Origin of the sequence: Mameliella sp. MMSF_3455 (genome assembly GCF_030733205.1) — a bacterium.
In the GTDB taxonomy this organism is placed as follows: Bacteria; Pseudomonadota; Alphaproteobacteria; order Rhodobacterales; family Rhodobacteraceae; genus Antarctobacter.
The window spans coordinates 20,848-35,346 of the sequence record NZ_JASHJL010000052.1 but is presented as its reverse complement, the minus strand read 5'-3'; the positions used below and the strand labels follow the sequence as shown (position 1 = coordinate 35,346).

11 protein-coding genes are annotated in these 14,499 nt (G+C 65.3%); 7 read left to right on the top strand and 4 right to left on the bottom strand.

What is annotated here, in order from left to right; genetic code table 11:
- Positions 1 to 54 precede the first annotated feature (54 nt).
- Both RBB42_RS24680 and RBB42_RS24675 read right to left on the bottom strand, forming a co-directional pair.
- Entirely contained in the window at positions 55 to 1,482 is a 1,428-nt protein-coding gene (locus RBB42_RS24680) for an RtcB family protein (protein ID WP_305967710.1), read from the bottom strand.
- Between the two features lie 660 nt (positions 1,483 to 2,142).
- On the bottom strand, positions 2,143 to 3,699 hold the full coding sequence (locus RBB42_RS24675; protein ID WP_305967709.1) for a TROVE domain-containing protein: 1,557 nt from the start codon (positions 3,697 to 3,699) through the stop codon (positions 2,143 to 2,145).
- A 175-nt stretch (positions 3,700 to 3,874) separates the two neighbouring features.
- On the opposite strand from RBB42_RS24675, the gene rtcR reads away from it, so the two are divergent.
- On the top strand, positions 3,875 to 5,449 hold the full coding sequence (gene rtcR / locus RBB42_RS24670) for an RNA repair transcriptional activator RtcR (RefSeq protein WP_305967708.1): 1,575 nt from the start codon (positions 3,875 to 3,877) through the stop codon (positions 5,447 to 5,449).
- 5 nt (positions 5,450 to 5,454) lie between these two features.
- On the opposite strand, the gene RBB42_RS24665 is transcribed toward rtcR, so the two are convergent.
- Both RBB42_RS24665 and RBB42_RS24660 read right to left on the bottom strand, forming a co-directional pair.
- Entirely contained in the window at positions 5,455 to 6,225 is a 771-nt protein-coding gene (locus tag RBB42_RS24665; RefSeq protein ID WP_305967707.1) for a carbon-nitrogen hydrolase family protein, read from the bottom strand.
- A gap of 5 nt (positions 6,226 to 6,230) precedes the next feature.
- Positions 6,231 to 7,496, bottom strand: a complete 1,266-nt coding sequence (locus RBB42_RS24660; protein ID WP_305967706.1) for a flavin-containing monooxygenase — start codon at positions 7,494 to 7,496, stop codon at positions 6,231 to 6,233.
- A gap of 200 nt (positions 7,497 to 7,696) precedes the next feature.
- Between RBB42_RS24660 and RBB42_RS24655 the strand changes: the two genes are divergently transcribed.
- The 6 genes from RBB42_RS24655 (at position 7,697) to argE (ending at position 14,470) form a co-directional block, all read left to right on the top strand.
- A complete protein-coding gene (locus RBB42_RS24655; RefSeq protein WP_305967705.1) occupies positions 7,697 to 8,113 on the top strand; it encodes a RidA family protein in 417 nt (138 codons plus the stop codon).
- A gap of 48 nt (positions 8,114 to 8,161) precedes the next feature.
- Positions 8,162 to 8,836 carry a DUF1028 domain-containing protein gene (locus RBB42_RS24650; RefSeq protein WP_305967704.1) on the top strand — a complete coding sequence of 225 codons (675 nt, stop codon included), beginning with the start codon at positions 8,162 to 8,164 and terminating at the stop codon, positions 8,834 to 8,836.
- A 74-nt stretch (positions 8,837 to 8,910) separates the two neighbouring features.
- Positions 8,911 to 9,852, top strand: coding sequence for a LysR family transcriptional regulator (locus tag RBB42_RS24645; RefSeq protein ID WP_305967703.1), 942 nt, complete (start codon positions 8,911 to 8,913; stop codon positions 9,850 to 9,852).
- Positions 9,853 to 9,939: 87 nt separating this feature from the next.
- On the top strand, positions 9,940 to 12,009 hold the full coding sequence (locus RBB42_RS24640) for an oxidoreductase (protein WP_305967831.1): 2,070 nt from the start codon (positions 9,940 to 9,942) through the stop codon (positions 12,007 to 12,009).
- Positions 12,006 to 13,343: a pyridoxal phosphate-dependent decarboxylase family protein gene (locus RBB42_RS24635; protein ID WP_305967702.1), complete on the top strand. Its 1,338-nt coding sequence runs from the start codon at positions 12,006 to 12,008 to the stop codon at positions 13,341 to 13,343. The genes RBB42_RS24640 and RBB42_RS24635 overlap by 4 nt, the downstream gene beginning before the upstream one ends.
- The gene (gene argE / locus RBB42_RS24630; RefSeq protein ID WP_305967701.1) at positions 13,340 to 14,470 is read left to right on the top strand and encodes an acetylornithine deacetylase; all 1,131 of its coding nucleotides are present in this window, start codon (positions 13,340 to 13,342) and stop codon (positions 14,468 to 14,470) included. Before RBB42_RS24635 ends, argE begins: the two co-directional genes overlap by 4 nt.
- Positions 14,471 to 14,499 lie beyond the last annotated feature (29 nt).

Below are 14,499 nucleotides of genomic sequence, written 5' to 3'. Positions count from 1 at the left end.
CCGTGCACGAAAGCACCCGAGAGGAGGATCACCCCGGCCCGCCGTCAGCACCCGTCAGGCACCGCGCCGGGCAGCTTTCCTTTTCTTGGCCCAGAACGGCGGCACGTCACCCGCCATGATGCAGCCGTAAGGATCGATGTAATCCTCGATCTCGGCCAGTCCGTAGGACTTGATCTGCGCCACGACGCTGTCGGCATCCTTGTAGCTGGACGGCAGTTCGGACGCATCCACCGCCCCGGCGTGAAACCGGATGTCCAGACCCTCGGTCTCGGCCTTCAGCATCTGGTCGGGCGTGACCGATCCCATGCGGCGGCGATGCTCCGAGCGCGAGAAATTGCGCCCGGCCCCATGCGGGCTGAACCCCAGCCCGCTGGCCGCATCCAGCCCGCGCGTCACCAGAACCGGCTGCGCCATGTTGAGCGGAATCAGGGTCAGCCCGCTGGCGTCATCGGCATAGTCCTTCCAGGCCGGGGTCGCCCCCTTGCCGTGAAAGTAAAGATCGCCCCGCTTGAAGACGAAGTTGTGCTCGTTCCAGAAACGGTCACCCACCTCGGCGCCGGCAGCCGCTGCCGTCGCGTCGTGGATCATCGCGTGGTTGGTTTTGGTCCACTGGCGAATGATCTGCAGCGCGTCCCAGTAATCCTGCCCATCGTCGCTGTCCGCCGGGATCCAGGCATTCTGTTTCAGTGTCTCGGGCGACAGTTCCCGGCGATAGCGTTCCGCCACGATCATCCCCTCCTTGTAGAGCACCGCCCCCGGCCCGCGAGACCCGTGATGCGTCACCATCGCCGTGCGCCCGGTCTTGCGCGAGCGTCCGACGAACAGGAAATGATTGCCGTCCCCCTGCGTCCCCAGGTGCGCCTGCGCCATGTGCATGATCTTTTGCGTACAGAGAAAGGAATTGTCGCGCATCTCGTCCAGCAGATCGACCGGCAGGGTATAACGCTTGCCTTGGGCGCGCCCGCCGGGGCCGAAATGCGTGACCGACTGCGCGGCATCCAGCACCGCCTTGGGATCGGCCATGCCCATGTCCGAGATCATGACCGAACAACAGATGTCGGCCGAATGCATCCCCGGGTGAATCGCGTTGCTGGCGGCGGCCACGCCCCCCACCGGGATCGTGCCCTCGGGCCCTGCCGGACAGGCGTCAGGCATGATCGCCCCGGCCTCGATCGTGGGCGTGCGCATCAGTTCGCGCATGGTGGCGCGCACCTTGGCGACGTTCTCCTGTTCATCGGGATGCGAAATCTCGATGTTCTCGGAAAAGGCAAGATCCCCGGGTGCGCGCAGCGCCAGCGTGTCCGGCTCTGGCGGGGCCATGCCGTCCAGTTCCTGCCGGATGCGCACAAGTCCATAGCCCTCGGCCCGCATCGCGTTGGCTTTTTCCAGCAGCACGGGGAAATGCTTGCCAGGGCGATGGCCCCAGTCCTGCAGGTGGTGCCCGGTGACCGGATCAAATGCAGCGTTATCCGATATCGTCATGAAAAGATCTCCGTAAATGGCCCCCGGCGACAAGAGAGAAGAAACATCTCCGGGACCCGCCCCGCGCAGGACGCGCGTTTGCCGTCTGGGCGATTGCCAAAGGCGGAGTCGAACCGCCCGGTGACCCGGTTTGGTTGGAGGCATGTAGTTCCTTCGGCATTCGCCGGGGGCGTCCTTTCGTATTCGGGTGGGAGGACAAGATGTTGCGAGGTTTGGCGTTGTTGAAAGACAAGTAACCCCGCAGGCATTCCTCCCGATCGTGTTGCCCAAGGATGAAGGAGTTGAACCTTCGGCTTTCGCACTCCGGGTGGGGCACTCTGCCAAGCTGGGTTGGTCCCTGGCATTGTGTCCCGGCGACAAAGGGGTGGCGAAACATGACCTGCTCTTCCGATTGAGCTACGCGGCCATAATCCCCGTTGGGGAACCGATCCGACAGACGGGAATACCTTGCCTGTGGATGGTCTGTGGCGGCCGCGACGGGATTCGAACCCGCAACCTGGGCGTTAACAGCGCTGTAGTTCCGCCGGCATTCGCCGGGACATTGCTCCTTTCGTGTCTCGTTTCCGATGTGGGCCAGGCGGACAAGTAAATGACGAGACAGGTACATGTCCTGAAAATGTAGTCCCGTCGGCATTCCGCCTGACCCTTTGGTGTCAGGGCTCAGAGCTCGATCTTCTCGATCTCCTGCACCCAGTGTTCGGACCCTGTCCGGCCCTTCGCGAAATCCGCGATCCGGTCAAAGACCGCGTCCGAGAACCCGCCGATGTTCAGCACATCCTCACGAGTCTGCGCATGCGTCGTGCCGTAGGGCGCGATGTCGATGCAGACCAGCCTGGCCCCCGGGTTGCGCCGTTTCAGAGCCGCCCATTCGTGCATCATCGCCGTCGACTGGCGCCCGCCCCGGGCATCCACCCAGGACTGGTTGTCGGACACGAAGACCACCAGGTCCGGTGCGCGACGGCGCTCGTTGAGCTGCCGCAGCGGTGCCGAACAGTTGGTCCCGCCCCCGGCCAAGGCCGACAGGCGTTCCGCGTTGGTCAGGATCGTGTCGCGCGGGTTCAGGCGTGCATTGCGCACCTTCACCTCGAACGGCAGAACCTGGCACTTGCGGTTCACCCGCATGAACGACGCCGCAACCAATGCGGCCACGTCCACGTGACGCACGGCAGAGCTTGCGCCCTTGCGGTAGCCGGTCACCGGCCCCGTCATAGACGCCGAGACGTCCGGACAGACCACGACCTCGCCAGAGACCTTCGGCACATAGCGCACCGCCAACTCCATCGCACCATGCAGCGCATCCACGATCTCGCGGGGCATCTCGTCGCTTGCGTGCCTTGCCGCGACCATCATCTGGTACGGAAAGGCCCGCGCCTTCGAGACCGCCTTGGGGTCACGCAGCTTTGCCGCGACCTGTTCGACCATCTGCGCATCGGCAAAGACGCCCTTGCGCAGGAAGGTGTTCAAGTTCTGGCGCACCATCTGCCACGAACCCTTTTGCGCGATCTGCGCCCAGTGGTCCGCGGTCAGCGGCAGCTGCGTCAGCATCTGGAACGGCACGTCGGGCAATGTCCCCTCCGCCCCTTCGTTGAAGGTCATCCAGTCCTGCACCGCCTCCGGCAGTTTCGACACGTCGCAGGGCCGCCCGACGATCCAGGCGAACAGCGCCTCGCGCTCTGCCCTCTCCGGCTTCGGGTGAACCATCCTGATCACGTCCTTCAGCGACGGATCGTTGCCGATGTTGGCATTCAGGATGGCCCGGTCCGAGGCCGTGTTCAGCCAGTGCTGCACCATTGCCTTGGGCGCCGAGCCCAGCGACTTGCGCCCGGTCTGGCCCGACCGCACGATCTGCACGAAGGTCCGCAGCATCTTGCCGTGATCCACCACGCGGCCAAAGACCGCCCGGAAGAGCGCCGGATCGCGCCGCGCCAGCACCGCCAAGAGCACCGCCGGCATGTCCTTCATGTAGCCCGACTGGCGAGCGTAGATCGCCGTCCGGGCAAGGAACTCCGGTTCCACCTTTTCGGCCAGCTCGACCACGCGGATCAGTTCGTCCTGGGCGGACTGGTAGAACAGGCCACCGAATGTGCCTGTGGCCGCCAATTGCGCCAGGGCATGTGCATCGGAGTAGGCGTAGGCCGGTGCGCCTTCGACATTCCTTGCGGTCGCTTTCGGCAGCAACCGGCCCTTCATCGATGCAAACACGGATTTGTTTGCCATTGCTCTGGTCCTTCGTTGTTGATGAGGATGTTTTGCCATGCGCAACGCGGCTGCCCGAGAGAAATCGGAAATCCAGTCAGGACACTGAATCGAAACACTTATCCCCGACATTGCCGAAATCGTGTCAAGCCAGTACGATATCAGCGGATATAGATTTATCGGGTTGGATAGGCACTTGCGCAACGTCGTCCTCGGATTCCTCGGAACGCAGCTCGACATGGGGCGCAGGCGGCGCTGGAAGCCGACGGTGAGCCTGGTCACGCATGATGGATTTCCCGTGGACCGGCTCGAAATCCTCTATGACATGCGGTTCAAAACCCTGGCCGAGATCGTCCGGACCGAGGTGCAGGGGACCAATCCGCAGACAGAGGTCATGCTGCGCAACCTCGACCTCTCCGACCCCTGGGATTTCCAGGAGGTCTACGGCAAGCTATTCGACTTTGCCCGCGGCTACGGCTTTGACGAGGACCGTGAACGCTATCACGTCCACCTGACCACCGGCACGCATGTGGCGCAGATCTGTTGGTTCCTGCTGACCGAAAGCCGCCACATCCCCGCGAGGCTGATCCAGACCGGCCCGCCCGGGCCGGAGGAGGACAAGGCCAAGTTCGACCTCATCGACCTCGACCTCAGCCGCTACAACGCGCTGCAACAGCGGTTCGACCAGCTGTCGCGCGAATACAGCGATCAGTTGAAGGGCGGGATCGAGACCTTGAACCCCGCCTACAACGCGCTGATCGACCGGATCGAACTGGTGGCCAGCAATTCCAACGAACCGATCCTTCTCTTGGGCGAAACCGGCACCGGCAAGACTCACCTGGCCGAGCGCATCCATTCGCTGAAACTGGACAGGCGCCGACTGAAAGGTCGGCTGGTGCATGTCAACTGTGCCACGCTGCGCGGGCAAGATGCGCGCGCCACGCTTTTCGGCCAGAGACGCAGTTTTACCGGGCAGGCGGGGACCGAACGCAGTGGCCTTTTGCGCGAGGCGGACGGCGGGGTCCTGTTTCTCGACGAGGTCGACGAACTGGGCCTGAACGAACAGAGCATCCTGTTGCACGCCATCGAAAGCGGGCGATTTTACCCGTTGGGGTCCGATCATGAGGTCACAAGCCGGTTCCAGATCATCGCGGGCGCCAATCGCGACCTTCGCGCGCTGACGTCGCAGGGGCTGTTCCGGCCGGACCTGCTGGCGCGCCTGAACATGTGGAGTTTCCGGCTGCCCGCCTTGCGGGAGCGGCGCGAGGACATTGAACCCAACCTGCGGTTCGAACTGGACCGGGCGGAAAAGGACCTGGGCAACAGGGTGGGCTTCAACACCGATGCGCGGGACCGCTACCTGCGGTTTGCCTCGGATCCGGGCACGCCTTGGCCCGGCAACTTCCGTGACTTCGGCGGGTCGATCCGGCGTCTGTGCGTGCTGGCCCCGCGCGGGCGGATTACCCTGGCGATGGTCGAGGAGGAAATCGCGACCCTGCAGGCCGACTGGCACAGCGCCGAGCGGGATGATGATGCACGACTTGTCCGCACGGTCTTGGGCGAGGCGGCTGCCGAAATCGACCGGTTCGACCTCGTTCAACTGGCCGAGGTGATCCGCTGCTGCCAAAGCTCTGCCAGCCTCAGCGCGGCAGGACGCACACTGTTCGCCGCCTCTCGCGCGAAACGCGCCTCGACCAATGATGCCGACAGGCTACGCAAGTACCTGGCCCGGTTTGGCCTCGACTGGAGCGCGGTCAGCGAAAAGGTGTGAGTCGCCTACTCGATCTCTCGCCGGTCCCGTTTCTGGGTGCTGAGCAAGGTCGCATCCATCGTGTCGCGATGCGCAAGATCGGCGATCAGCAGCGCCTCACCCGTCCCGGCCCGCGCCAGGGGATTCCCATCAGGCCCGACGATGGCAGAGTGACCGCCAAATGCCAGGCCAGCCTCGCTGCCGTGATAATTCGCATAGACCACGGTGATCGCGTTCTCAAAGGCGCGCGCAGGCACCAGCACGTCGGCGACATTCTCGAACCCCGCAGGATTCGCCGTCGGCACCAGCAGCAGGTCGACTCCGCGCCGGGACAGCACCGTGACGTGATGGGCAAATTCCACGTCGTAACAGATCAGCAGGGCAGCCCGGAAACCGCCCATGTCGAAGGTGCAATAGCTCCCGCCCGGCACAAAGCTCGCCGCCTCCATCGGGCCGAACAGCTGCACCTTGCGGTAATGCGCCAGTTTGGCGCCGGTATGGTGAAAACAACTGGCCGCGTTGAAGACCTTGTCACCGTCCCGTTCAGCCCAACCGAGTGTCAGCCCGACGCCGGTCACCCGGCACAGTTCGGCCAGGCGCCGCTCCCAGTCTGCGCCCTGTTCCTGTGACAGGGCGGAATGCAGATCGGGACGATTGTAGCCGGGCAGGAACAATTCGGGGAACACGGCCATGCCCGCGCCCATCGCGCCAGCCGCGGACAGGACTTTTTCGATGCGGTCAAAGGCGCCGTCGATGTCGCCATCGGTGGGTGCCCCCTGGTAAAGGGCCAGTTTCATGGGCGTCAGGCATCCTCTGTCACGCGGCGGGCATTGCCCTGATATGCCATGTAGCCGCGCTGGATGTCGATCTGGTCGGCGATGAACTTGGCATCGTGCCAGACACCCCAGATAAAGGACGACCCGCGCCGCGTCTGCCAGGGCAGACCCACGAAATAAAGCCCCGGCTCCTTGGACACGCCGCGCTGGTGGATCGGGCGGCCGCGATCATCAAAGGTGTCCGCCTTGATCCAGCTGAAATCGAAGGCGTAGCCGGTGGCCCAGAGCACCGTGCCGATCCCGGCCTCTGCGAGGTCCAGTTCCAAGATCGGATCCCGCACACAAGCTGGGTCCTCCGGGATGGTACGGGCCGCGGGCTCTTCCGGCAGGTCCAGACCGTGGCGCGCGATATAGGCGTCCGCCTCGTCCAGAACGGAGAGGTAGTTGGCGTCGCCCTTGTCGAGGTTTGCTTTCAGATCCGGCGCAAAGCGCAACTTGCCGCCGTCATACCCTGAGGTCATACCCAAAAGCGTCATGCCCTGTTCCGCCAGCCTGCGGAAATCCACGGTCTTGCCGCCCTCGGCGCCACTGACGGCGATGGTCACATGCTCGGTCCCCGGGCCGGGCGAGTCCGCGTTCCACTTGCCCAGCACGCCCAGCCACCAGACATTGTCGCGCCCACGATAGCGGCGCGGCGGGCGGTCATGGGGACCAATCGACAGGTAAACACGGCGTCCCGCCTTCATCAGTTCCTCGGCGATCTGCACGCCGGACGACCCGCCGCCAACGACCAACACCGCGCCCTCGGGCAATTGGCCGGGATTGCGGTAGGCGTTGGAATGCATCTGCATCGGCCCGGCATCCTCGGGCAGGATCGGCGGGATCGCCGGGCGCTGAAAGGGCCCGGTGGCGGCCACGACATGCCGCGCCTCCATCACTCCTTGCGAGGTCTCCACCCGGAAACCGGGCCGTCCGTCCAGAGGCGTCACCGCGGTCACCTCGACCCCGGTCCGCACCGGCGCGCCGATCTTCTCGGCGTAGGCCGCGAAATAGTCGGCCACGCTTTCCTTGTCCGGAAAGGCGTCGCCATCGCAGGCGAATTCCATGTTCGGGAAACGATCATGCCAGGCCGGACCATTGGCCACCAGGGAATCCCAGCGCCCCGTACGCCAGCGTTCGGCGATGCGGTCACGCTCCAGCACGATATGGGGCACGCCCAGCTTGCCCAGGTGCTCGCTCATGGCGATGCCGGCCTGACCGCCGCCAACGACAACCGTATCCGTGCTTTCCATTCCCGCGGTCCTCCGATCCATTAATGCCGGGCACCCTAGGACCGGCGGGGACGCCGCCGAAACACGGTTTTCGTGAAGCCTTGGTTGGGTCTAGGCTAAGCGCGGTTAGGGGGGACCTAAGCCGCGATGAGGCTATCCGTTCTTTCCGCCAGCCCCCGCACAAGGGGATGTTCGCCGCGATACACCGACAGGAGACCGACATGGCGCACAAGCGCATCCGCACGTTCAACACGCGCGACACCTACCCGGAACAGAACCTGGACAACGACCTGTGCCAGGCTGTCGTCACGCGAGGCGGAAGCACGGTCTGGATGCGCGGTCAGTGTCCGCAGGACCTGGACACGGCAAAGAACATCGACAGTCACGATCCCGCCGAGCAGACCCACAAGGTGATGCAGAACATCCGTCAGCTTGTCGAGGAAGCCGGGGGCGAGATGAGCCATGTGGTCAAGCTGGTGGTCTATATCACCGACGTCCGTCACCGCGAGGCGATCTACCGGGTCATGGGCGAATACATCAAGGGCGTGCACCCGGTCTGCACCGGCCTTGTCGTGCAGGCGCTGGCGCGGCCCGAGTGGCTGGTCGAGATCGATGCCACCGCCGTCATCCCGGATTGAGGACGTAGATTTGAGTATTTTTGCAGAGAAGAAGCACAGGGGACGGAAATGACTTTTTCGCTTGTCGCACGCTGCGCCGAGACCGGCATGTTCGGCGTGGCGATTTCATCGTCCTCTCCGGCGGTGGCGGCGCGCTGTTCCTATGCGCGCGCCGGTGTCGGCGCCGTGGCCTCGCAGAACGTGACCGACCCGACACTGGGGCCATTGGCGCTGGACCTGATGGCGAAGGGCATGAGCGCGGCCGAGGCCGTGGCCGAGGTGCAGGTGCGGGGCAAGTTCATCGAGTACCGGCAGGTGCTGGCGGTGGACGGGTCCGGCGGCACGGCCATTCACTCGGGCCCGAACTCGCTGGGGATCTGGACGCAGGCGCAGGGGCGTGACGTGGCCTCGGGCGGCAACCTGCTGGACAACGACGGGGTGCCGGACGCCATCGTCGCCGGGTTCGAGGCGGCACGGGGCCACCTTGGCGACCGGCTGATCGCGGCGATGCGCGCCGGGCTGGCGGCGGGCGGCGAGGCAGGACCGGTCCATTCGGCGGGCATGATGCTGGTCGACCGCGTCCCCTGGCCCGTGGCCGATCTGCGCTGCGACTGGACCGAAGACTGTCCCATCGAGGCCGTCGCCAGGGCCTGGGAGGTCTACAAACCGCAACTGGACGCCTACGTCCAGCGTGCGTTGGACCCGCGCGAAGCGCCCTCTTACGGGGTGCCCGGGGACGAATGACCGGCGCTCGGCGCGCTTGCAACCCCGGGACGTCTGGACAAAGCTTGAACGGGCCAACTGTTCAAGGACGCGGAATGCTGCGCTACACCCTCCGGCAACTGGAATACTTCGTCGCCGTGGGCGAGGCGGGCAGCATCGCGCGCGCCTCGGAGCGGATCAACGTGTCTTCTCCGTCCATTTCCGCCGCCATTGCCCAGCTGGAACAGGAATTCGGCCTGCCGCTTTTCGTGCGTCAGCACGCTCAGGGCCTGTCGCTGACGCAGGGGGGTCGGCAGATGATGGAACAGGCGCGGCTGGTGCTGCGTGAGGCCGCGGCGCTGACCGACATTGCGGGGGACATCGCGGGCAAGGTTCGGGGGCCGCTGTCGGTCGGCTGCCTGCTGACCTTCGCGCAACTGGTGCTGCCGGGCCTCCGGCGTGGGTTCGAGGCGCAATACCCCGAGGTGCGCCTGCGGCAGGTCGAGTTGAATCAGGTCGAACTCTTCAGCGCCCTGCGCCGGTCCGAGATCGACCTCGCGCTGACCTACGACCTCGATGTGCCCGCCGATCTGCAGTTCACCGGCCTCGTCCGCCTGCCGCCGATCGCATTGATGGGCACCGGGCACCCGCTGGCCGACCGTGATGCCGTGTCGATCGAGGAACTCAAGGACCACCCGATGGTGCTGCTGGATCTGCCGCTCAGCGCCGACTACTTCCTGTCCTTCTTCGACGGGGTCGGCGGCAAGCCCGTGATCGCCGAACGCACCCGCGACATGGCCGTGATGCGCAGCCTTGTCGCCAATGACTTCGGATATTCCATCGCCAATGTCCGCCCGCTGAGCGACAGCGCCCCGGACGGCAACCCGGTGCGCTGCGTGCCGATCACGGGCCGCGTGCGTCCGCTGCGCATGGGGTTCCTGACGGCACAGGACGCCGACCGGTCGAACGCGGTGCGTGCGTTCATCGAATTTGGCTCGGAGCTCGTGCGCGCGGGCAAGCTGGCCCGCATCGGGGGCGAACCCATCGTCCCGGCTTAGCGCCTTCCTAAGCAACGCTTTCGCAGGGCGGACTTTCGACGTCTTGCCCTTTCGCTATCCTGCGCCCGACAGCCAATGGAGCAGACCTTGCGCGACCCCCGCTACGACATTCTTTTCGAACCGCTGGCCATCGGGCCGGTCACCGCGAAAAACCGGTTCTACCAGGTGCCGCATTGCAACGGAGGCGGCTATCGCGATCCCTCCGCCGCAGCCGCCATGCGCGGCATCAAATCCGAGGGCGGCTGGGGCGTCGTGTTCACAGAACAGTGCGAGATGCACCACACCTCCGAGATCACGCCTTTCATCGAGTTGCGGCTGTGGGAGGACAAGGACATCCCGATGCTGGCCAAGATGGCCGGCAAGATGAAGGAACACGGCGCACTGGCAGGCATCCAGCTGGCCTATTCCGGGATCAACGGGCCGAACCTCTATACCAAGGAAGTGCCGCTGGCGGTCTCGCCCGGACCGATCCGGACCTTCACCAATGACCCGGTTCAGGCGCGCGCCCTGTCCAAGGACGAGATCAAGGACCTGCGCCGCTGGTTCGTGAACGCCGCCAAGCGCGCCAAGGCCGCCGGCTTCGACCTGATCTGCCTCTACGGCGCACATGGGTTCGGCATCTTCCAGCATTTCCTCAGCCGCGCGACCAACATGCGCGATGACGAATACGGCGGCTCGCTGGAGAACCGCTCGCGTTTTGCACGCGAGGTGATCGCCGACATGCGCGAGGCCGTGGGGGACACGATGGGCCTGACCCTGCGGGTGTCGCTGGACGAAACCATCGGCGACCTGGGCTTTTCCAATGCCGAGGTGCGCGAATTCGTCGAGATGAACAAGGATCTGCCCGACCTCTGGGATCTTGCGCATGGCACCTGGGAGGATTGCTCGGGTCCCAGCAGGTTCAAGGAGGAGGCCGCGCAAGAAGCTCTAGTGAAAGGCATCCGGGAACTGTCGTCGAAACCCGTGGTGGGGGTCGGCCGTTTTACCTCGCCAGATGTGATGGCACGGATGATCCGGCAGGGCACCTTGGATGCCATCGGCTGTGCGCGTCCCTCGATCGCCGATCCTTTCCTGCCCAAAAAGGTCGAGGAAGGGCGGATCGACGATATCCGCGAATGCATCGGCTGCAACATCTGCATCACCGGCGACATGACCATGTCGATCAGCCGCTGCACCCAGAACCCCACCTTCATGGAAGAATGGCGCAAGGGCTGGCACCCGGAACGCATGAACGCCAAGGGCGACAGCCAGTCGGTGCTGGTGGTCGGCTCCGGCCCCGCCGGGCTGGAGGCGACACGCGCCCTCGCGGAACGCGGCTATGACGTGGCATTGGCCGAGGCAGGCACGACGCTGGGCGGGCGCGTGGCACGCGAGAGGCTGCTGCCGGGCCTGTCGGCCTGGGGCCGGGTCGCGGATTACCGCGAATACCAGATCAGCCAGAAACCCAACGTCGAAACCTATTTCGACAGCGCGCTGGACGCCGAAAGCATCCTTGAATTCGGCTTTGAACACGTCTGCCTGGCCACCGGCGCCAAATGGCGCCGCGACGGCGTCAGCCGCCAGCATGTCGTACCGATGCCGATGGACGGCAGCATGTCGATCTACACGCCCGACGACATCATGGACGGCAAGCGGCCCCCTGGCCATGTCGTGATCTACGACGACGATCACTATTACATGGGCGGCGTACTGGCCGAACTCTTGCGGCAGGAGGGGTGTCAGGTGACGATCGTCACGCCCTCGGCCTATCTGTCGGACTGGACGGTCAACACGCTGGAACAGCACACGATCCACAAGCGGCTGGCCGAGATGGGCGTCGAGATCGTACTGAACCGGGGCGTGACGGAGATCGGCAATGGGCATGTCGTGACCAACTGCACCTATACCGACCGCACCACCGAGATGGGCTGCGACGCGGTGGTAGTCGTCGCCTCGAAACTGGAAAACAACCTGGTCTATACCGACCTGAAAGCGCGCGAGGCGGATTGGTCCGATGCGGGGATCAAGACGGTCCGGATCATCGGCGACGCCGAGGCCCCCGGCCCCATCGCCTGGGCAACCTATGCCGGTCACCGCTATGCCCGCGAACTGGACGGAGAGGACATCGGCGACGCCCTGCCCTTCCGCCGCGAGATCACGGAGTTGGCTGCAGAGTGACCGACGACCCCTTTCCCTTCCCGCCCGGTGCCACCCGCGAGATCCTGGACTGGACCGAACGGCGTATCGCCGAGGGGCCGGACCCGAAGCACGGCGCACAGGCATTCGCCGCGCTGGAACCCGTGCTGGGCGGGTCGATCACCGCCGAAGGCATCGGCGCGGAACTGGCGTTCAGCCTGTTTTCGGACACCATCGTGCCCTCGACCCGGCCTTTTGGCCATCCCACGAGCCTGTCCTTCGTCGCCTCGGCCCCCAGCCGCGCGGCGCTGAGTTTCGATGCGGCGCTTGGCGCGGCGGGGATCTTTGCCGGGAACTGGGACGGCGGCGCAGGCGCCATCCACGCCGAGAACCAGGCGCTGCGCTGGATCGCGGACCTTGCCGGCTGGCCCGCCAGCGCGGGCGGTGTGTTCGTCGCCGGGGGCACGCTGGGAAACTTGTCGGCCCTGCACGCCGCGCGCGAATGGCACCGGCACAACCGCCCCGGCGAGGGACGCGGTGCGATCCTGTGTTCTTCCGAGGCACACAGTTCGATCCAGGCGGTCGCGCGGGTCATGGATGTGGAGGTTGTCGTCGTCGAGGCCGATGAGACCGGACGCATGACCGCGCAGGCGGCGGCGCCTCATGTCACCGAGAAAGCCTTTGCCATCGTCGCCAATGGCGGGGCGACCAACTGCGGCGCGGTGGACGACATCGCCGGGCTGGCCGATCTGGCACAGGAGCACGGTCTCTGGCTGCATGTCGACGGGGCTTATGGTGGTGCGGCCCTGGCCGATCCCGCGATGCGCCCCGCCTTCGACGGTATCGAACAGGCCGACAGCCTGATCGTCGATCCGCACAAGTGGCTTTTTGCCCCCTACGACAGTTGCGCGCTGCTCTATCGTGATGCGGGCCACGGCGCAGCGGCGCATGGGCAACAGGCGGTCTACCTCGACACGGTGGACAAGACCCAGTGGAACCCGTCCGACTATGCGCTGCACCTGACACGGCGGGCACGCGGACTGCCGCTCTGGTACTCGTTGGCGGTGCACGGGACCGATGCCTATGCCAAGGCCATCGCCACCACCCGCAAGGTCGCCGGGGACATCGCCAAGGGCATCGACGCCATGCCGGGCCTCGACCTGCTGCTTGGCCCGCAATTGACAGTGATCCTCTTCCGCCCGCAAGACATGGACGAGGCACAGATGATCGCATGGGGCGAGACACACCGCCGTTCGGGCGCGTTGCTCTGTCTGCCGACGCGCTGGCGGGGCGAGATGGTCTTTCGCCTCTGCATCGTGAACCCGGCCACCCGTTCGGACGAGGTGCTGGCAATCCTGGAGACGCTCACCCAATGACCCAGACGCTGGAGATCCTCGACCGGCTCATCTCTTTCGACACCGTCAGCACCCGGTCCAATCTGGAGCTGATCGCCTATGTCGAGGATTTCCTGAAGACCCGCGGCTTTGCCGTGACCCGCGTGGCGGACCCGACAGAACCCAAGGCCGGCCTGTACGCCAGTATCGGGCCGGAAGGCGCGGGCCTGATGCTGTCGGCGCACACGGATGTGGTCCCCGTCGCGGGGCAGGAGTGGACGAAAGACCCGTTCAAACTGACGACCGAGGGCGACCGGCTGTACGGACGCGGGACCACGGACATGAAGGGCTTTCTTGCCGCCATGCTGGCGGTGGCGGACAAGGCCGCGCATACGCCGCTGCGCGAGCCGCTGAAACTGGCCATTTCCTACGACGAGGAAATCGGCTGTGTCGGTATCTCGCGGATGATCGACGCACTGGAACCGGCCATGGGCCTGCCACGCGCCTGCATCGTCGGTGAACCGACGGGAATGCAGGTTGCCGTCGGTCACAAGGGCAAGCAGGGGCTGCGCGCCATATGCCACGGCGAGGTCGGGCATTCGGCGCTGGCGCCCCGCTTCACCAACGCGCTGCACCTTGCGGCAGAGCTTGTCACCGGACTGCGCGAGTTGCAGGACGATCTGGCCCGGAACGGCGCGCGCGACGCGGAGTATGCCGTGCCCTACAGCACCGTGCATGCCGGTGTGCTCAAGGGCGGCACCGTCCTCAACATCGTCCCCGACCGGGCCGAGCTTCTGTTCGAGTTCCGCCACCTTGCCGCCGATGCGCCCGCGGACCTCATGGCGCGGATCAGGGCGCTGGCCTCCCGGATCGCCGCACGGCACGGCGCCGCCATCGACCTGCAAGAGGTCAAAGGCTATCCCGGTCTCGACACCGCGCCGGACGCCGAGGTCACGCGGCTGACCCAACGCCTTGCGCGGAGCCAGGAACTGACCAAGGTCGCCTTTGGCACCGAGGCTGGGTTCTTTGATGCCCTCGGCATCCCCACCGTCGTTTGCGGCCCGGGCAGCATGGAGGGTCAGGGCCACAAGCCGGACGAATACCTCGAACGCGGCCAGCTGGCGGCCTGTGACACGATGCTGGACGCGCTGCTGGACGAATTGCGCTGACCCGACCCATTTCCGTCATGCACAGTTTT